The organism is Bacillus sp. CGMCC 1.16541, assembly GCF_003184905.1.
Lineage (GTDB): Bacteria > Bacillota > Bacilli > Bacillales > Bacillaceae_H > Priestia.
In genome coordinates, this window is record NZ_QFRU01000014.1 from 1 (window position 1) to 18,343 (window position 18,343).

20 protein-coding genes are annotated in these 18,343 nt (G+C 37.0%); 7 read left to right on the top strand and 13 right to left on the bottom strand.

All coding sequences use genetic code 11. From position 1 onward, the window contains the following. Positions 1-73 precede the first annotated feature (73 nt). Entirely contained in the window at positions 74-253 is a 180-nt protein-coding gene (locus tag DIS06_RS13685) for a hypothetical protein (RefSeq protein ID WP_110113812.1), read from the top strand. A gap of 90 nt (positions 254-343) precedes the next feature. Here the strand turns inward: DIS06_RS13685 and DIS06_RS13690 are convergent, their stop codons facing one another. Continuing rightward, entirely contained in the window at positions 344-451 is a 108-nt protein-coding gene (locus DIS06_RS13690) for a YjcZ family sporulation protein (RefSeq protein WP_239422063.1), read from the bottom strand. Positions 452-484: 33 nt separating this feature from the next. Further along, positions 485-571, bottom strand: a complete 87-nt coding sequence (locus tag DIS06_RS13695; protein WP_110113814.1) for a YjcZ family sporulation protein — start codon at positions 569-571, stop codon at positions 485-487. 223 nt (positions 572-794) lie between these two features. On the opposite strand from DIS06_RS13695, the gene DIS06_RS13700 reads away from it, so the two are divergent. After that, on the top strand, positions 795-1,670 hold the full coding sequence (locus tag DIS06_RS13700) for a peptidylprolyl isomerase (RefSeq protein ID WP_110113815.1): 876 nt from the start codon (positions 795-797) through the stop codon (positions 1,668-1,670). A 57-nt stretch (positions 1,671-1,727) separates the two neighbouring features. Here DIS06_RS13700 and DIS06_RS13705 read toward each other — a convergent pair whose 3' ends face one another. The 4 genes from DIS06_RS13705 to DIS06_RS13720 all read right to left on the bottom strand — a co-directional run bounded on the left by DIS06_RS13705 (position 1,728) and on the right by DIS06_RS13720 (position 5,234). Continuing rightward, positions 1,728-1,922, bottom strand: a complete 195-nt coding sequence (locus tag DIS06_RS13705; protein ID WP_110113816.1) for a sporulation YhaL family protein — start codon at positions 1,920-1,922, stop codon at positions 1,728-1,730. 75 nt (positions 1,923-1,997) lie between these two features. Next, positions 1,998-2,936, bottom strand: coding sequence for a 3'-5' exoribonuclease YhaM (gene yhaM, locus DIS06_RS13710; protein WP_110113817.1), 939 nt, complete (start codon positions 2,934-2,936; stop codon positions 1,998-2,000). Between the two features lie 158 nt (positions 2,937-3,094). Next, complete coding sequence (locus DIS06_RS13715) at positions 3,095-4,342, bottom strand: ABC transporter permease (RefSeq protein WP_110113818.1); 1,248 nt, start codon at positions 4,340-4,342, stop codon at positions 3,095-3,097. After that, entirely contained in the window at positions 4,335-5,234 is a 900-nt protein-coding gene (locus tag DIS06_RS13720) for an ABC transporter ATP-binding protein (protein ID WP_110113819.1), read from the bottom strand. Before DIS06_RS13720 ends, DIS06_RS13715 begins: the two co-directional genes overlap by 8 nt. A gap of 193 nt (positions 5,235-5,427) precedes the next feature. On the opposite strand from DIS06_RS13720, the gene DIS06_RS13725 reads away from it, so the two are divergent. After that, on the top strand, positions 5,428-5,613 hold the full coding sequence (locus DIS06_RS13725) for a YhzD family protein (RefSeq protein ID WP_110113820.1): 186 nt from the start codon (positions 5,428-5,430) through the stop codon (positions 5,611-5,613). Positions 5,614-5,739: 126 nt separating this feature from the next. On the opposite strand, the gene DIS06_RS13730 is transcribed toward DIS06_RS13725, so the two are convergent. The 7 genes from DIS06_RS13730 to DIS06_RS13760 all read right to left on the bottom strand — a co-directional run bounded on the left by DIS06_RS13730 (position 5,740) and on the right by DIS06_RS13760 (position 13,130). Further along, complete coding sequence (locus DIS06_RS13730; RefSeq protein WP_110113821.1) at positions 5,740-6,012, bottom strand: HU family DNA-binding protein; 273 nt, start codon at positions 6,010-6,012, stop codon at positions 5,740-5,742. A gap of 83 nt (positions 6,013-6,095) precedes the next feature. Further along, entirely contained in the window at positions 6,096-6,878 is a 783-nt protein-coding gene (locus tag DIS06_RS13735; protein WP_110113822.1) for an enoyl-CoA hydratase, read from the bottom strand. Between the two features lie 12 nt (positions 6,879-6,890). Beyond that, the gene (locus tag DIS06_RS13740; protein ID WP_110113823.1) at positions 6,891-8,513 is read right to left on the bottom strand and encodes a long-chain fatty acid--CoA ligase; all 1,623 of its coding nucleotides are present in this window, start codon (positions 8,511-8,513) and stop codon (positions 6,891-6,893) included. 245 nt (positions 8,514-8,758) lie between these two features. Then, positions 8,759-10,273: a coproporphyrinogen III oxidase gene (locus tag DIS06_RS13745; protein ID WP_110113824.1), complete on the bottom strand. Its 1,515-nt coding sequence runs from the start codon at positions 10,271-10,273 to the stop codon at positions 8,759-8,761. Between the two features lie 223 nt (positions 10,274-10,496). After that, a complete protein-coding gene (locus tag DIS06_RS13750) occupies positions 10,497-11,378 on the bottom strand; it encodes a Cof-type HAD-IIB family hydrolase (protein ID WP_110113825.1) in 882 nt (293 codons plus the stop codon). 148 nt (positions 11,379-11,526) lie between these two features. Then, positions 11,527-11,886, bottom strand: a complete 360-nt coding sequence (locus tag DIS06_RS13755; RefSeq protein ID WP_110113826.1) for a YlbF/YmcA family competence regulator — start codon at positions 11,884-11,886, stop codon at positions 11,527-11,529. A 113-nt stretch (positions 11,887-11,999) separates the two neighbouring features. Then, positions 12,000-13,130 carry a DUF445 domain-containing protein gene (locus DIS06_RS13760; protein ID WP_110113827.1) on the bottom strand — a complete coding sequence of 377 codons (1,131 nt, stop codon included), beginning with the start codon at positions 13,128-13,130 and terminating at the stop codon, positions 12,000-12,002. A 111-nt stretch (positions 13,131-13,241) separates the two neighbouring features. Here DIS06_RS13760 and DIS06_RS13765 point away from each other — a divergent pair, with 111 nt between their 5' ends. The 4 genes from DIS06_RS13765 to DIS06_RS13780 are packed head-to-tail and all read left to right on the top strand — an operon-like array spanning position 13,242 to position 18,286. Continuing rightward, on the top strand, positions 13,242-14,591 hold the full coding sequence (locus tag DIS06_RS13765) for a YheC/YheD family endospore coat-associated protein (RefSeq protein ID WP_110113828.1): 1,350 nt from the start codon (positions 13,242-13,244) through the stop codon (positions 14,589-14,591). A 26-nt stretch (positions 14,592-14,617) separates the two neighbouring features. Further along, positions 14,618-15,700: a YheC/YheD family endospore coat-associated protein gene (locus DIS06_RS13770; RefSeq protein WP_110113829.1), complete on the top strand. Its 1,083-nt coding sequence runs from the start codon at positions 14,618-14,620 to the stop codon at positions 15,698-15,700. Positions 15,701-15,704: 4 nt separating this feature from the next. Continuing rightward, a complete protein-coding gene (locus DIS06_RS13775) occupies positions 15,705-17,066 on the top strand; it encodes a YheC/YheD family endospore coat-associated protein (protein ID WP_110113830.1) in 1,362 nt (453 codons plus the stop codon). After that, positions 17,063-18,286 (top strand): YheC/YheD family endospore coat-associated protein, encoded by a 1,224-nt coding sequence (locus DIS06_RS13780; RefSeq protein WP_110113831.1) that lies wholly within the window; start codon positions 17,063-17,065, stop codon positions 18,284-18,286. The genes DIS06_RS13775 and DIS06_RS13780 overlap by 4 nt, the downstream gene beginning before the upstream one ends. Positions 18,287-18,343: the final 57 nt, after the last annotated feature.

Sequence of the window (18,343 nt, forward strand, 5' to 3'; positions counted from 1 at the left end):
AAGGATAAAACGGTTTAAGCATAGGAAGTTGGAAATGTTAATCATTTATATATAGGTTGGAGGAATGTCACACATGGCCACATTTTTTATTCCATTTGCTGTGTTTATTTTATTTTACATCAATACGCTAACGAATACATTATGTATCCAAAAAGAAATCCCAGAGGAAAGACAACCAAAGGTTTTTCGAACGATTAACGTGTTGATTACCATTTTACTTTTATCTTCATATGTAGAAATACTATTCACATAAGAAAAAAGTTTATGTATAAACATAGCGAAAGGCACCACTCTATAAAAGGGAGGTGCCTTTTGTTTCATTTTCAAATTTATTGATTATCTATTAATAGAAACAAGAACAACCAATGATGATTAGTAAGATGAATAATACTACGATTAACGCGAAATTGTTACCATACCAGCTTCCGCCCATTTGTTTCCCTCCTTGCATATCATTAATGATTGTAGCTGTTATTTTCGTTTATTAATAGAAACAAGAACAACCCACAATAATTAATAAAATGAATAGTACAACTAGTAACGCAAAACCACTTCCATAAGCTCCACCCATAAGAGCACCCCCTTTGTGTACTAATACTCCATCGTATGCAGTAGCCTCTAAAGGCGCCTAGGCGATTGTCATAGATTCATTAAAATAATTTGAAGTGAAAGGTTTGATTTGTTATAGTGCGTATAGGCATTTGTCTATTTCGTTAACATCAAAGATTGTGATATAGTATATGGTATGGCTTGGGCACACTGAGAATAAATATAATAATTAGGAGTGTTTATGTATGAAAAAGAGCTTTATTGCACTAACAACAGCAGCAAGCATCGTTGCATTATCGGCATGTAATAGCGGTGCAAGTGGAGACAACTCTGAAATTGTTGTTGAAACAAAAGCTGGAAACATCTCAAAAGATGAGCTTTATGAAGCGCTAAAAAATCGTGCGGGTGAACAAATCATTCGTGACTTAGTCGATGAAAAAGTACTAAGTGAAAAATATAAAGTAAGCGATAAAGAAGTGGAAAAAGAGCTTGAAACACTAAAACAACAGTATGGTGCCCAATTTGAAATGGCAATCCAACAAAATGGTGAAGCTGAAATGAAACGTCTTCTTAAGATTGACCTTCTTCGTGAAAAAGCTGCTACTGCAGATGTGAAGGTATCTGAAGAAGAGCTAAAGAAAGCATATGATGAAAAGAAACCTGAAGTAAAAGCTAGTCACATCTTAGTAAAAGATGAAAAGACAGCAAATGAAGTAAAAGCAAAGCTTGATGCGGGCGGAAACTTTGAAGAGTTAGCAAAAGAATACTCTGAAGATCCGGGTTCTGGTGAAAAAGGTGGAGACTTAGGATTCTTCGGACCAGGTCAAATGGTACCGGAATTTGAAGAAGCTGCATACAAGCTAGAAAAAGGTAAAATTAGTGAACCTGTTAAGTCTCAATTTGGTTATCATATTATTAAAGTGACTGATAAGAAAGAATTAGCGTCATTTGATAAAATGAAACCTGAACTTGAGAGAGAATTAAAACGTGCTAAATTAGGTGAAGATCCAACACAATTACAAAACGCAATTGATAAAGAAATGAAAGCTGCTGATGTAAAAGTAAACGATAAAGACCTAGAAAAAGTATTTGAAGAAGGTAAAGAAGAAGGTCAGAAATAATAAAAAAGAGGCGGTGTCAGCAAGGGTAAATGCTCTTCTGACGTCGCCTCTTTCTTTTTAGACTGACTTACTGTTTCTCACTAAATCTCTACGTTCTTTTTCTTCCTGCATTCGTTGCATATACACTTGTCCTTCTTGTTCGATAAACGTATCATCAATTTCTTTTTCTTGCTGTGCTGTTCGAATCGCCATAAACCCACTAAAGAAAATACCTGCTACCACCAAATATAACCAGATAGGTAAAGTAACCATTTATAACTCCCCCACATATATCGTATTTACCATCACTATATGTGAGAAACGCCTCTTTTATGACAAGCTATCCTTTTAAATCGTGGGCTTATAAAACGAACGATTATCAAGCGCAAAGATTCTTTCTGTAAACTCACCAGGTTTTACATGTTCGAGTGCTCGATCCAGCATATTCATCTTCGCATCTACATTATCAATGAGATGTAGAATCTCTGCTTCTTTAACGAGCGGTTTTTTCGGACTTCCCCACTCTTCTTTTCCATGATGTGATAACACCATATGCTGAAGTAAAAGTACTTCTTCTCCTTCAATGTTTAATTCTTCCGCCGCTTGCCCAATTTCATTTACCATAATTGAAATATGACCAAGTAAATTTCCTTCTAGCGTATAAACTGTCGATACAGGACCTGATAACTCCATCACTTTTCCAAGGTCATGCAAAATGACACCTGAATAAAGTAGATCACGATTTAAACTAGGATATAAACTTGCTAATGCTTTCGCAAGTTTCAACATCGATACAACGTGATAAGCTAACCCTGAAACAAATTCATGATGGTTTTTAGTTGCTGCTGGATACTCCAGAAAAGCTGTTTGATGCTTATTCAATAAGTGACGTGTAATGCGTTGGATGTTGGAGTTTTTCATTTCAAAGATGCATTGTGTAATGGACTCAACCATTTCTTCACGACTCAATGGAGCTACTTCTAAGAAATCAGATACTCGCACCCCATCTTGAGGTTGTGCTGGACGAATTTGTTTTACCTTTAACTGATTACGTCCTCGATATGTCATCACTTCTCCTGCTGCTTTTACAATCTTCTCAGCTCCATAGTTTTCTTCGTCTTCCGGTGAAGCATCCCATAATTTCGCTTCAATGTCTCCTGTTTTATCTTGTAAAATAACCGTTAAAAATGGCTTACCGTTACTTGCGATGCCTCTTGTTGATGATTTAACTAAAAAAAACAGATCTACTTGTTCACCGACTGTATAATGAGCAATGCCTTGTTTCATCTATATGTCCTCCCTTATCTTGTTTCATCTAGTAATGTTGTGTTGTGCTGTGTTTCCTCTTTTTTCTTATTTTAACACCATGAAAAAGCGAATGCACATTCTAGTTAAAAAAGAGGCCACCTCTATGACAAATATACCCGAGATGACCTCTTTTACTTCTATTCTTTTGTTAACTGTAGTGCTTTTTTTATGTCTTTAAATGATGATGACTTTCCATATAACAAAACGCCACCCTTATACACACGTGCTCCAAAGATAGCTAATGCAAAAATGGTAGCTACTAATAGGCCAATTGATAAGCTAACTTCCCATAGAGGGATTTCTAGCATACCAACTCGCAAAAACATAATCATTGGTGCAAAAAACGGAATAAATGAAGTTACTTTAATAAACGTTGTATCTGGATCTCCTAAACCAAACATCGCAATTAAAAATGCTGCAACAATTAATAATGTCATCGGAGTAATCATCTGTTGAACGTCTTCAATTCTACTTACCAATGAACCTAAAAAGGCTGCAAGCGTCGCAAACAAAAAGTATCCTAACATAAAGAAAATAAAGGCATACACAAATGTTGCAATCGGTACTTCACTAAGTCCTACGTATTCAAACATACCATTTTGTTGAGTAGCAAGATTTTGTTTTAACGATGCATACCCTACTACCAAAATAACCGCGAATTGGGTTAGGCTTAAAAGTGCAATACCTAAGATTTTCGCAAACATTTGTGTAACAGGAGACACACTCGAAACAAGAATTTCCATCACACGTGACGACTTTTCTGTTGCTACTTCCATCGCAATCATGCTTCCATACATCACGACTGAAAAGTAGATGACAAATAATAAGATATACACAAGCCCCCGTGCTTGATTGAGTTCTTCTTCTGTTTTAGCCGATTCAACTAATGCTGCTTTTTCAAATGATACAGGTGAATACAATTGATCAATTTGTTCTGGCTGTAACCCAAGTTGTGAGGTAGCAATTGCTACTTTTGTTTGTTGTAGCGCTTGCTGAAGCTTTGTTGGCACCTCCGAATCAGCGATTGAGTTTGCTTTATAGTTACCTGCTGGCAACCCTTTTTCATCCGCTGATAGTATTAAGTAGCCGTCTGCTTTTTCTTTTTCTACTGCATCTTTGGATTCCCATTCCGTTTCATACGTTTCTAGTTGAATATTGTTATCGATTAGTTTCATATTCTGTTGGAACAATGCATATAACTGTTCATCTGAATGAATAACTCCAACTGTTATCCCTTTATCATCTTTGTTAAAGAAATTAATAATCGTATTCATGTTTGTAATACCCATTAAGATAATGACTGTAATGATGGTTGTAATAATGAATGATTTTGATTTCAACTTATGAAAATACGTATGAAATAAAATGACCCAAAACTTATTCATAAGAAGCACCCACTTTCTCGATAAAGATATCATTTAGTGAAGGTTCTTCTAATACGAACTTACTCACAAAGGACAGATGATGAAGCTCTTGAAAAATAGCTTGAGAAACCTCTTCGCTCTCAACCTGCAAATGAACCCCCTCCGCCGTCTTTTTATATTTTGTCACTCCTTCAATAAACTGAAGACGCTCAAGATCACCCTCACCATGCACAACTACATTTTTCTTACCGAAAGAGCGCTTAATTTCTTTCAAATTCCCATGAACAACAGGCTTACCATGATGCATAATACATAAATTTTCACAAAGCTCTTCTACGTGATCCATACGATGACTTGAAAATACAATGGTTGTTCCTTCTTCTCTTAAACTCAATACGGCCTCTTTCAACAACTCTACATTGACAGGGTCAAGTCCACTAAACGGCTCATCTAAGATTAATAGTTTGGGGCGATGAATGACGGATGCGATAAATTGAATTTTTTGCTGATTACCTTTGGATAGTTCTTCTACTTTTTTGTTTGCATACTCAGGCACTTTAAATCGTTGTAACCACTGATCCATCTGCTTTAGAATGTCTACTTTATTCATGCCTCTTAAACGTCCTAAATAGACGAGTTGATCTTTCACTTTCAATTTTGGGTATAGCCCCCGTTCTTCCGGTAAGTAACCAATTACATGGCTTGTATCATATGTAATGGATTCTCCATTCCATGTGATGCTTCCCTCCGTCGCATCAAGAAGACCAAGAATCATTCGGAAAGTTGTCGTTTTACCCGCACCGTTTGCTCCTAAAAAACCAAATGATTCACCTTTTGGAATTCTTAAAGATAAGTTATTTACTGCTGTAAACGAACCAAATCGCTTCGTCACATTTTCAATTACTAACGTCATCTAACTCCCCCTTTGTTCCTTACACTCACTTTCCATTACTCTTACTCTAAATAATAATTGAGTTCATTCATATATACGATGCATGGAAAAAAATGTTTCATTTTATTTTAGCAGGAATTTGTGTAGAAACTACGAATTACATAAAAAGAATGGTTGTCGAACCATGTCTACAATGGTGAAAGGGGGAGTTTTCATGGGATTATACACACTGACAGTTTTTGAGCCAAACGGGGAAAAATTATTAGATGAATCTTTCGAAGCTGTAACAGAAGAAGAAGCAAAAAAAAGAGGCACTGAAAAACTAAAACAATTAAACTACGATGAAAAAACACATCGCTGTACATCATCAGCAGGTAAACTCATTTTGTTTCATCGATAAGTACATGTATTTTAAAAAAACCCTGCTTATTCAACTTTATGAATAGGCAGGGTTATACTTGTTCCTGCAAGTGATATGTTTTCTCATGCCAGTTGTAAGAACCTATTTACCTGTTTAATAGAAGACTTATTTTACAGCTTCCTTTAATTCTTTACCAGCTTTGAACGCAGGTACTTTTGACGCTGGAATTTGCATCTCTTCACCCGTTTGTGGATTACGTCCTGTACGAGCTGCACGCTCACGTACTTCAAATGTGCCAAATCCGATTAATTGGATTTTCTCACCTTTACCTAACGTAGTTGAAATAACATCTAGTAATGAATCGATTGCTTTTGTTGCATCCGATTTCGTCAGTTCTGATTTTTCTGCTACTGCATTGACTAAATCTGTTTTGTTCATTTCTTATCACCTCATAATCATTATATAATACAGCCTTTCCACTATTGGCCTCTTATTAAACATCATTTTAGAAAACTATTTAATTATTTTTTATTAAAGACTGGCTTTCTTTTCTCAACGAATGCTTGAATTCCTTCTAAATGATCCGCTGATTTTCTCATTTTGGACTGAGCAACCTTCTCCATCTCTAAGATTGATTGAAGGTGAGGCAACGAAGACTTCACATATATGTTTTTCGTCTCCCTTAACGCCGATGCTGGCTTTTGCTTCCAATATGCAAGCGCCTTGTCTACAGCTTCTACCATATTGTCTTCCACGACTTCATCTACTAGCTCTAAGTCATACGCCTGATCAGCTGTTAACACATCTCCTTTCCAAATGATTTGTTTCGCTTTATGCGCACCTAAACGCTTTTCTAATAAGAAATGTCCCGCTCCATCTGGAATGAGTGCAATACCAATAAAATTCATTGCCACTTTCGTTTGTTTTTCAGCAAGAATATAATCACTCGCTAGAGCAATGCTTAACCCTAATCCGGCAACCGCACCGTGTAAAGCTGAAATAGTCATTTGCGGAAGAGTATAAAGCGTTGTAATTAGTTCACTAATCACATCCATCACCTTATCAAATGATTCGTGACTATCAGGGGATAGCATCATTTTAATGTCTCCACCTGCAGAAAATGCCTTACCGTTCCCTTTTAGTACAAGAAAATCTGTTTCACTATCTCTCACTTCTTTTAAACCTTGTACAAACTCTGTCAGCATCTCCATGTTTAACGAGTTTAATGAACTAGGACGATTTAACGTTAAAATGGCAACACGCCCTTCATATGCTACTTCGATTATTTTCGTTTCAACTGTCATGATCATTCTCCTTTAAATGTTATTCACTTCATAGTGTTCGAGTACTTGCGTACGGAGTGCACGTTTCAAAAATTTCCCAACCGACGTTTTCGGAATCTCTTCCATAAAAATAACATCATCTGGCAACCACCATTTTGCAAATTGTGGTTTTAGAAAATCTACAATATCATCCTTTGATATGTTTCCTTCGTATCCTTCTTTTAACACGACACACGCAATAGGCCGTTCTTGCCATGTTTCATGTGGAATGGCCACAACAGATGCTTCAAATACTCCTTCATGAGCCATGAGTGCATTCTCTATATCAACAGATGAAATCCATTCTCCGCCACTTTTAATTAAATCTTTCGTCCGATCGACAATTTTAATAAACCCTTCTTCATCAACCGTAACCACGTCTCCTGTATAGAGCCATCCATCTTTAAACGCATCGGTCGTTCGCTCATCTTCATAATACTCTGAAGCAATCCACGGACCTCTTAACAATAATTCGCCCATTGACTGCCCGTCCCAAGCAATTTCGCCGTCTTTTCCAACGACTTTCATTTCTACACCTGGAACGAGGAATCCTTGCTTTGCTTTATAGTCATATTGTTCTTCTTTATCAAGATTTGTTTGATAGCTTTTAAGGCGCGACAAAACTACGAGTGGACTTGTTTCTGTCATTCCATACGCATGAATAAATGGAATAGCAAACTTTTCTTCAAAAGCCTTTACAATACTTCTAGGTGCCGCCGATCCTCCACATAAAACAGCTCGTAAACTACTCGTATTATATTCTTTTCTTTCAAGCTCTTTTAGTAAGCCAAGCCAAATTGTCGGCACACCTGCAGCAAGCGTCACACTTTCACTTTCAATGAGCTCAGCTAATATTTGAGGCGTAAAAAATGGACCAGGCATCACAAGACTTGTTCCAAGCCAAACAGCCGCAAACGGTAGTCCCCATGCATTTACGTGAAACATTGGCACAACTGGCATCGCAATGTCTGCTTCTGAAAGCGAACCACCATCGGCCATTCCTAATGACATCGAATGCAAATAAATGCCTCGATGCGAGTAAGTAACACCTTTTGGATTCCCTGTCGTAGCAGATGTATAACAAATGCCTGCCGGTTCGTTTTCATCAAGATCATCTAAAAACGGATACTGTGAATCTCCTTTTTCAATCAGTTGTTCATAATGATAGCAGTTTTTTAAAGTTGTCTCTGGGAGGTTAGGTTCATCTGTCATGATGATGTATGCTTTGACATGCGGAAGGTGACTTTCAATTTTTTCAAATAACGGAAGGAAACAATCATCAACTAATAAAATCTTATCTTTTGCATGATTAATTACATATGCAATTTGTTGAGGCTCTAAGCGAATGTTAATGGTATGAAGAACAGCTCCAATACCTGGGATAGCAAAATAAGCTTCTAAATGACGATGATGATTCCATGCAAACGTTCCTACTTTTTCACCTCGTTTTACCCCAAGTGCATGTAACATAGACGAAAGACGTCGTGTACGAGCTGCAATTTGTTCATAGCTTAATCGATTAATTCCTTTTGTACCCCTTGAAATGACCTGTTTTTTCTTAAAAAACTTTTCTGCTCTCTCCATCATAGATGGTACCGTTAATTGAACATTCATCATTTCCAACACCCCACAGATTTAATTTTAAAGTAACCGCTTACAAAGACTTCAAAACTATCTGTTCTATATATTCACCGCTCTCTATGGTATCCCTTCAATAAAATGAGAATATTTTTCAGGCTTTCTATGTCGTTAGCCATAATCCTAAGACTCATCAAACAGACTACATACTAAAACATCCCTTCCCACTTCATCCACTATGTTACTGGATGTTATAGGGAAGAGATGCCTATGTCATTTTTAAATTATGCTTTTGTTGAACGTGTCGAAAATAGTTCATCTAGAATGGCGATTTTCTGTTCCGTGTAATGCTTAAATCCATCATTATACGATTTTGGATCTTTTGGATTGGCAAAGCGGTCAATCTTTCCTGTCACTGGGTGAACAAATTTACTAGATGCTCCACACCCTAATCCAATAATGGTCTGCTTTTCTTCCATAATCATAATATTATAAATGCTTTCTTGACCTGGAAATGCATACCCTACATTCTCTAGGTTTCCGAGAATATTCTTCTGTCTATATAAATAGTATGGAACATAGCCATGTTGTTCAGTCCATTCATTTGCCATCTTCATCATGTCACGAATTTCTTCACGATCTGCTACTTTATATTTTCGTTTATTTTGCGTCATTTCAGAAGCGCGCTTAAACGATAACGTATGAACAGTTAAAGATTCTGGTAAAAGCTTCTTTGTTTCATTCAACGTGTGTTGAAACTCTGGAACTCCTTCACCTGGTAATCCAATAATCAAGTCCATGTTGATATTATTCATCCCTGTTTGACGAGCTAAATGAAACTTATCAATCGTTTCTTCAACTGTATGATGACGCCCAATCGCTTTTAACGTTTCTTGAATATAAGATTGTGGATTAATGCTAATTCGATCAATGTTCCACTTGTTTAATACTGCTAACTTTTCAGGTGTAATCGTATCAGGACGTCCTGCTTCCACTGTAATCTCACGAATGTTTTCCACATCGGGAAATGACTCATACATCTCCTCATAAAGCATATCCATCTCTTCTGCCGTAATACTCGTTGGTGTCCCTCCACCATAATAAACCGTGGTAATCTTCATGTTGTTCTCTTTTAGCCAACGACCAATTTCACGCATTTCATAGTGAAGACCACCTAAGAAGGAATCTACAGAGCCTTGACGTCCATTAATAGCATAAGCTGGGAATGTGCAATACGCACACTTTGTCGGACAAAACGGAATCCCAATATAGATACTTACTTCGTTCGATAAATCATATAAATCCGGTACAATGGCTAGTTGTCGATCAACGATTTGCTGCATTAATGAAACCTTTTCATCAGACAACAAATAATCTTCTTTTAATTGCTTATGAGCCACTTCTTGCGGCTGTCCTTCTTGAAGTTTTTTATGAAGTAGTTTCGTTGGACGGACACCTGTTAAAATGCCCCACGTTTGCACGACATCCGTCAATTCTTGTAAAACGGACAAGTAAACATATGACACCACTTGCTTCACTTTTTTAAATCGCTCTTTTTCTGTTTCATCTTCCTTAAATGGTTTCTCAAACGTAGCTTCCATCGTTCGATTTGTTGACTTCTCCACAAGTGTGGCTTTGGCGTAAATGTTAGTTGCTGTTATTAGCACGATGTTAATGTCAACATCTGCATGTTCAATTGGATTTCTTGACACAACACTTTCTTCAAAGAATAAATTCGTAATTAACTCTAAAGGACGTTGAAAACGGTCGTCTTCTAATCCTTGAATATAAATGTTCAACCGAATCACCTTTCTGTTTCTATCGATGCAAATATATATACAATAACTAGTTATTACTAGACTCTACATAAATTAAAACGGGAATAAACCTATTTTAGTTTACCTAACAGCGAAATGTTGGTCAATGTTTGGACATGATTTCATATGTTACAGCCATCTAACAAAAACTGCCTAGTGAGCTTCATTGTCACCAATGAGCTTACTAGACAGTACATAATGGGGCTTATTTTTTTAGGTTTGTCACATCCACATTATACGAATAGCCAATGCGCTGTTGTTTCCTAAATAGTTCTTTAACCATGTAAGCTACACCATTTTCATTGTTTGAGCGAGTAACCCATTTAGCAACCTTTTTTAAGTCCGCTGGTGAATTTCCCATTGCAACTCCCATTCCAACTTGCTCTACTGTATCAAAATCATCATAGCAATTTCCAATGGCAACAACATCTTCTAATGGGATAGAAAGTTGATTAGCCACGAATCGGATTCCAGATAACTTTGATACTCCTTTTGGAACAATGTAGCATCGTTCTTCATGAGGATACGAAAACCATTCAATATCAGGAACGGCTGTGGAAATCGTTCGTTCTGCTCGCTCTTTTTCCTGATGACTCGAGAAGTACACTTCAATTTTTGGCGTTGTGAGCGGCTCGTCTCGTAACGTATCACCTAATGAATCAACAAACTGTAATGGATAAAAAAGTGGCTCACCTGTTTTTAAAACTGTTTTTGCAACGATGTTATTTTGTAATTTAATGCGATTTCCAATTGAGTATCGCTCATGTAAGATACGGATATGACACTCAAAGTTTTCTAAAAGCTGAATTAAATTAAACGTTTTTTCCTCACTTAAGCGTCGTTCGTAAATCGGTTTATCAACTGAAGTGCCAATAAATGCTCCACTATGTGTGACAAGCATAGAGGACGGTAACTTTAAGGCTCGAGCAATTTTCTTAGCTGATAAAAAGTGACGATTTGTCACTAATGTTACATAAACACCTTTATCTTTCACATACTGGATAGCTTCTTTTGTTTCTTTCACTAAACGACCTTGACTATTTAAAATGGTCCCATCAATATTTAATGCTAATAATCGATAAGTCATGTGTAAACCCCTCTTTCTTAGATGACTACTACCTTATTAAACGGTTATGACCAAACTTGTCATTTTAGAACTTGTTCACCTTACAAAACATGGGACTTATCGTTTATTGTACGAAAAAACGCCACTCGCAAAAAGTGACGTTTTCTTATTATTGCTGATCTTCTGGGTTGCCGTAAATTTCTTCTAATGGCTTCATGATAATCTTATTTAACTCACCGATTAACATGCTCATGCGTTGCTCCGCTTCCATAAGCTTAGCAATCTTTTCGTTCTGTTGCACGATCGCAACAGTTTGTTGAGCTTGTTGCACTTCTTCTTCAGAAATTTCTTGGCCCATCATTTGCTTTTGTTGAAGCTCCATTTGTAATGTACGGAAACGATCAAATAATTGCTTCGCTTGAGGATCTGCGTTTAACGCTTCATACAAGCTTTTTAAGCTCTTATAATCATCGCTTTCGCGTACTGCTTTTTCTAAATTATATGCTACATCATATACATTTACAGACATGTAAAAGTCCTCCTAGATTAAATTAAGACGCCTTACGTCTTGAACACTTCTTCCACTATAACAAACTATTCAACAAATTTCAGCTTAAGAACTGGAACTCTTTATCCAAAATGTTAAAGAAACAACGCAATAATTCCTTGAAACACCCCTATAATCGCTCCTAAAAGCGCTCCTAAATACGTAATCATTTTAAATTCGCGTCGTGAAATAGATAGCACCATGTCTTCTAGTCGCTCGACAGAAAATGACTCTACTTGTTCTCTCACAATTTGTTCAAGTTGCATTTGTTTCATCATAACATCTACTTTTGATGCTAAGAAATCCCCTAGCTTTTCAATTATGCGTGGTAACGATTTTTCAATCTCTATATAGACCGGTGATAATAATGCATGAATTGGCTTTTGAAACAATTTCTTTACTGATACAACTCGCTCAACTGTATTTGTAAGGAACGACAAGACAACATCCCGCCCGATAAATTGCTCTGCTTCTTCTACACGCTTTTCGCTAAGCTTCGTCCATTCTGTTTTTAACAGTGAATGAAATAGTTCAGTTGTTCCTTCATGTTTAAAAAACTTCACTACTTCTGGCTGCACTTTGTCAATCACTTTTGTGTTTCCTAAAAACATTTGAACCATGTTACCAAGCATTCCTTTTTGCATAAGAAAGCCATCAATCATTTTCTCTAATCGTTGCTTTCCTTCTTCACTTTCAAAATATCCCACGGCTTTGTGACAAATTTGCTGAGCAATAATTGGTAAAATTTGTTCAATTCGCTCATGTAAGCTTGGCTGTAGCACCTCTTTTACTTTTAGCTCTCCTTTTTCATGTAAAAGCTGGACATATTTTTTCTCAATCCATCCCTTTAATCGTCGATCCATTTTTTCAGGCAGATCATCATACCCAAACGACGTGACCACGTCTTGTAACGTTTTGTCAGAAGAGAAAAACTTACCCATCTCATCTTGAGCTAGTCGTAAAACAATTTGCTGAAACGACTTTTCTTGTAATTTCCGCTTAATGCTTTCAGGTGTGACTAGATGCTCAACGACCATTTTCCCGAGTTGAATCGCTAATTCTTCTCTTCGTTTTGGAATTAACCCTGGCGTAAACGGAATTCGTTTACCAAATACATATTTAGCGTGATAAGGGCGAAATAACATTTTAATCGCCAGGTGATTCGTAAATCCTCCAATTGCCGCTCCAATTATCATCATAAATCCTATAATTATTAGCTGTTCCATTCTATCGACCTCTCCATTGTGATTTGTTCTCACAGTTTCTCCGCTTTTGTCATACGATATATCAGCATTCGCCTATATTTCATCACATGATTAAAAGATGGAGATTGTTCTATGAACTTATTAAACATAAAAATGGAGCCATTAGCAACTACAAAGCCACCTTTTCACATTTGCCTAAGTGAGGAATTGGTGAAACGATTTTCTTTATCTAAAGATGTGACAGTACGATGTAGCCAACACTCTTTCACATCAAGTTTAGCTGTATCGCCTCATAAAGAGAACATCATTTATTGTTCAAAGGAGGTATATGACTCCTTACATTTACCTTATAAACCACTTCACTTTACGGCACAAATTACACAAAATGATGTATCACTAGGTCCCGTGATTGGGATTGTGACTGAAATTAGTGCAGACGAAGAGGCCAAATTTGGATCCATCACCTCTTTTTGCTATGAAATTCTTCAAGCATGCGAAGAGAAAGGAGCATTTGGTGCCATCTATTGCATCACAGATTTGCTTCATGATGACATAAAAGGATACATCGTAAATGAAGACCGCTGGGAGCAGGTAGCTACTCCACTCCCGCAAATTGTGCATAATCGTATTCATTCTCGAAAAACAGAACACAGTTCCTCCTTTAAAGAGATGGTTCAATGGTTAACTCAAAAACAAATTCCACTGTTTAATGCTCACTACTTAAATAAGTGGTTTGTGTTTGAAAGACTAGCAATCATCGAGCATTTAAAGCCTTACTTACCACAAACAACACTTTTACGAAAAAAACAAGATATAACTGATGCGCTTAGCACGCATCCTGCTATTTTTATTAAGCCCATCCACGGTAGCCAAGGTAAACACATTTTCAAGGTAACCAAAGACGATCATAAATACCTTCTTGATTATACGACGTTTACTCAGCCTTATAATCGAGAGTATGAAACCTTTTATGATTTATTTGAAGCGCTGTATAGTCCATTAAAAAAACAAGGCTTCATTGTTCAACAAGCCATTGAATTACAAACATATAAAGATTGTCCGTTTGACTTTCGATTACTTTGTCATAAACAAAATGATCTTCAATGGAAATTAACGTCGATTGTCGCACGCGTCTCACAACCCAATAACTTTGTTTCGAATTTAGCACGTGGCGGAGAACTTTATTCACCTAAGATGGTTTTAGAGCACTTGTACGATCAAAAACACGCAAAAAGTATCCTTACTCTTTTAAAAGAGCTTGCTATTGATATTTGCCAACACCTTGATGCTTCAACAGCCGAAGACGAACTGTACGTTGAATTTGGCATTGATTTAGCTATCGACCGCGAAGGAAAACCTTGGATTATTGAAGTGAATACGAAGCCATCAAAGCAATTTCAACCTGAACATATCACAACTCGCCCTTCAACAAAGGCGCTAGTTGACTATTGCTTGTACTCATTTCATTCAGATGATTCATAAAACACGATTGCTAAGGAGTGATTTACATGCTTTCATTAGGTTTTTTAACGCTTCATCCACAACAGGACATTGAGTTTTCAACTTCATTAGCCAAACGAGCACACCAACAGGGAATTGATGTTTATCGCTTTACACCTACCTCGATTAATCCAGTAGATGAACAGGTAATGGGAGTTTGTTACGATGCGAAACAAGATAAATGGGTGGAGACCACATTTTCCATTCCTTCCTTTATTTATGATCGCTGCTACTATAGACGTGATACTCTTTCAAAAAAAGCTCGTCCGATCGTTCAATGGTTAAAGAGTAAAAAAGATGTCACCTTTCTTGGATACGGGTTACCAAGTAAATGGGAAGTGTATACCAAACTAAAACAGCATCCTGATTTAGCACCTTATCTTCCATTTACTACACAAGTGCAAAGTGCAGTAGAGATTATTGATCTTTTAAACGAGCATTCACGTCTCCTAGTAAAGCCCATTAATGGTTCACAAGGTCGGAATATTTTCGTTGTATTAAAAGACCGAAAAGGTGTGCAAGTTAAATTCCATTCTACAACAGGCATAGAAATCATTCGTTTTCAGCAAATAGAAGATTTCACCACCTGGGCGTCTCGCAAATTGTTAAAACATCAATACGTGGCGCAGCCTTATTTACAAATTGGGCGCTTTCAAAATGCTCCATTCGATATACGGATTCTATTTCAAAAAGATGAGAACGGACAGTGGAAAGAGATGGGCCGAGGCATTCGAAAAGGAAAAGAAGATTCCATTGTAACAAACATTAGTCATGGAGCAGAAGTTTCTTCTTTTTCAACGTGGTTAAATCGTTTACATCCTGTGCAGCGAGATTTTGTAAGCGCTGAAATCAATAGTATTTGTGCTCAACTTCCTGAGGCACTTGAACAATCGTTTCCTCGCTTATGTGAATTAGGCATCGACTTATGTGTGTGCAATGATTTTAGTGTTTGGATACTCGATTTAAACTCAAAGCCTGGGCGAAAAACAATTATTCAGATGAACCCAGAAAATGAAACGGTACTTTATGATCACCTTCTTTCCTATTGTCGTCACCTCGATACACTACAATCGTTAAGTCGGAAGGAGTGAAAAGATGACTCGAATTGTTTATCAAATGTCACTTGTTGATGAGCCTTCTCACATTGTATATGTCCCAAAAAGTTACAAGTCCTCCACCTTAACACATGTTGCATTTGGCACACTTTCTCTTCCTTGTGTTGTCAAAACACATGCATCGTTACAAAATGAAATACTACTTTCAACATCTCTTTTTGAACAGTTATCTATGCCTTTTTGCCAAACAATTTATCTCTTTCAAACAGAGGATACACTTCACATTGGACCTTTAATTGGAATTTTATCAGCAGGGTTTACGGGATCATTGCTTCGCCCAGTCGGAAAGCGTTCATTACCTTTTGCAAAACTTTTATCAACCGCAACAGCCACTGGTGGATACCCTTTTGTATTTGGCATTCATCATATTAATTGGAATCGAGGTCGCATTAACGGCTATTTTTATACAAATGATGGGTGGGAGCAGCATGAAGTTCCTTTCCCAAATGTCGTCTATAACCGACTACCAAATCGAAAAACAGAAAACCTTGATATGTTTCAGCTTGTGAAAGAAAAGCTCTGTTCTCAATACTTAATTCCACTATTTAATCCAGACTTTTTTGACAAGTGGACGATTGATCAGCTAATGAGAAAAAATGAACAGACTGCAAAACTGCTTCCGGAAACATATGCTTCTCCTGATGCTTCCCGTATTCAATCCATGCTTTCAAAACATAGATCCATTTATTTGAAGCCGAAAGATGGAAGTCTCGGAAACGGAGTGTACGAAGTTACACTTTGCGACAACAACACATATCGTGCTTGCTATAAAGATTCTTCATCAAATCAACTGGTTACGAAAACACTTCATTCACTAGATGATGTATTCTCCTTACTGGATAAGCAAGCATTGCCTTCTTACCTCGTGCAACAAAGTATTCCGCTAATGACCAAACAGGGGAGAAAAGTCGATTTTCGTGTTCATACAAATAAGAATGAACATGGACAGTGGGTTATGACAGTTGCCGCAGCTAAATTAGCCGCCAAAAACAGTGTAACAACACATGTTAATAGCGGAGGAACTATTAAAACACTAGAAGAAATCTATGATTGTAAAGTAGAATGCCAAAAAGTAAAAGGTTTACTCGAAAAAGCAGCAATTTTGGCAAGCAATCAAATTGAGCAGCATATCGATGGAGTAATTGGGGAGATTGGTTTTGACTTCGGTCTTGATAAAGACCAGAATCTATGGATATTTGAAGCAAATTCAAAACCTGGACGTTCAATCTTCACACACCCTAAACTATATGAAGCAGATCAACTCACACGAAAATATTCTCTTTTGTATGCTACTCACTTGGCAGAGGAAAGTATGTGTAAGCCAGGGGAAATCTATGTATGAAGACGATTTACTATGATTATATAAATGAGTATTGGCATCACAATGATTCAAAGCAATCTTACACATGGGGAGCTCATCACATCGAGCTTCCTTTTCACTCTAAAACATTTTCATCCATACCATTTCACGTAGCGGACGCGAAAGGAAAACTTGGACCTGTTATCGGAGTATTAACGAGTCGAACAGTTTTAAGCAACCTTCATTCAAAAACGTACGACCTTCTTCAGACGGTTGAGTGTTATGTACATGAAGGTGGAGGCCTTCTTTTTTTATTTTGCGATCAAGGTTTATATCACCGTTCAATTCATGGAATGATTTTTGATCGTACAACACAACAGTGGATAAAAGCCATTGTTCCTTATCCAGATGTGATCTACAATCGTTTCCCTAGTCGTAAGCATGAAAATCAATCATATATGAAACAGGCATTTCAAAAAATAAAGAGCGAAAAAATTCCAATTTTCAACCCCTCTTTTTTCTCAAAGTGGGAGGTTTACTTATTATTACAAAACCATCCTTCTTTAAAAAAGCATTTACCTTATACTATCTTGTTTCAACAACCATCTGATATTGAACAGATGCTCAACTTACATGAAAAGATTTACATTAAACCCTCTAACAGCAGTAAAGGAAATGGCATTTTCACTTTGTCACGTGACTCAAACGGGGCCATTCAATATGAAAGTCCTTTGACAAAAAGTCATTTAGAAACCATCCACACCATTGTACATGACCACCTTCAAGATTCGTCCAAACAATGGATACTACAAGAAGCTATTTCATCAGACTGCATTGATGAAAAGCGATACGACCTTCGGATTCTCGTTCACCAACAAAGCGGTGAATTTAGTATTAGTGGCATTGGTATTCGCCAGAGTCAAACTCAATCGATTACGACTCATACATTAAACGGAGGAGTCATTGTTCCTTTTTCAGCAATTGAAGATCAAGTGGACCGGTTACTTTTAGACCGTCTTGTAAATGAATGCGGACAATGTTTAGCTAAACAACTAGGGTTAATCGGTGAATTTTCAATGGATATGGTTAAAAGCATAAAGAATGAGTATTATATTCTTGAGGTTAATGCCAAACCAATGATTTTTGATGAACCTATAATCCAAAAGCAAGGAATGTACCGGTTACTAAACCTTTTTTATGAACTCGCAGGTTTTTCTGATGTACGCTCTAAAAGCTTGATTGACTATGTTCACCATTCCTAAAAACTATCACTCTCCCCCTTTACGTGGTAAGCTTGTGATACAGAACATTCTGTCTAA

Coding starts and splice junctions, on each gene's coding strand:
- DIS06_RS13685 (WP_110113812.1), top strand. CDS start 74: ATGGCCACATTTTTTATTCCATTTGCTGTGTTTATTTTATTTTACATC.
- DIS06_RS13690 (WP_239422063.1), bottom strand. CDS start 451: ATGCAAGGAGGGAAACAAATGGGCGGAAGCTGGTATGGTAACAATTTC.
- DIS06_RS13695 (WP_110113814.1), bottom strand. CDS start 571: ATGGGTGGAGCTTATGGAAGTGGTTTTGCGTTACTAGTTGTACTATTC.
- DIS06_RS13700 (WP_110113815.1), top strand. CDS start 795: ATGAAAAAGAGCTTTATTGCACTAACAACAGCAGCAAGCATCGTTGCA.
- DIS06_RS13705 (WP_110113816.1), bottom strand. CDS start 1,922: ATGGTTACTTTACCTATCTGGTTATATTTGGTGGTAGCAGGTATTTTC.
- yhaM (WP_110113817.1), bottom strand. CDS start 2,936: ATGAAACAAGGCATTGCTCATTATACAGTCGGTGAACAAGTAGATCTG.
- DIS06_RS13715 (WP_110113818.1), bottom strand. CDS start 4,342: ATGAATAAGTTTTGGGTCATTTTATTTCATACGTATTTTCATAAGTTG.
- DIS06_RS13720 (WP_110113819.1), bottom strand. CDS start 5,234: ATGACGTTAGTAATTGAAAATGTGACGAAGCGATTTGGTTCGTTTACA.
- DIS06_RS13725 (WP_110113820.1), top strand. CDS start 5,428: ATGGGATTATACACACTGACAGTTTTTGAGCCAAACGGGGAAAAATTA.
- DIS06_RS13730 (WP_110113821.1), bottom strand. CDS start 6,012: ATGAACAAAACAGATTTAGTCAATGCAGTAGCAGAAAAATCAGAACTG.
- DIS06_RS13735 (WP_110113822.1), bottom strand. CDS start 6,878: ATGACAGTTGAAACGAAAATAATCGAAGTAGCATATGAAGGGCGTGTT.
- DIS06_RS13740 (WP_110113823.1), bottom strand. CDS start 8,513: ATGATGAATGTTCAATTAACGGTACCATCTATGATGGAGAGAGCAGAA.
- DIS06_RS13750 (WP_110113825.1), bottom strand. CDS start 11,378: ATGACTTATCGATTATTAGCATTAAATATTGATGGGACCATTTTAAAT.
- DIS06_RS13755 (WP_110113826.1), bottom strand. CDS start 11,886: ATGTCTGTAAATGTATATGATGTAGCATATAATTTAGAAAAAGCAGTA.
- DIS06_RS13760 (WP_110113827.1), bottom strand. CDS start 13,130: ATGGAACAGCTAATAATTATAGGATTTATGATGATAATTGGAGCGGCA.
- DIS06_RS13765 (WP_110113828.1), top strand. CDS start 13,242: ATGAACTTATTAAACATAAAAATGGAGCCATTAGCAACTACAAAGCCA.
- DIS06_RS13770 (WP_110113829.1), top strand. CDS start 14,618: ATGCTTTCATTAGGTTTTTTAACGCTTCATCCACAACAGGACATTGAG.
- DIS06_RS13775 (WP_110113830.1), top strand. CDS start 15,705: ATGACTCGAATTGTTTATCAAATGTCACTTGTTGATGAGCCTTCTCAC.
- DIS06_RS13780 (WP_110113831.1), top strand. CDS start 17,063: ATGAAGACGATTTACTATGATTATATAAATGAGTATTGGCATCACAAT.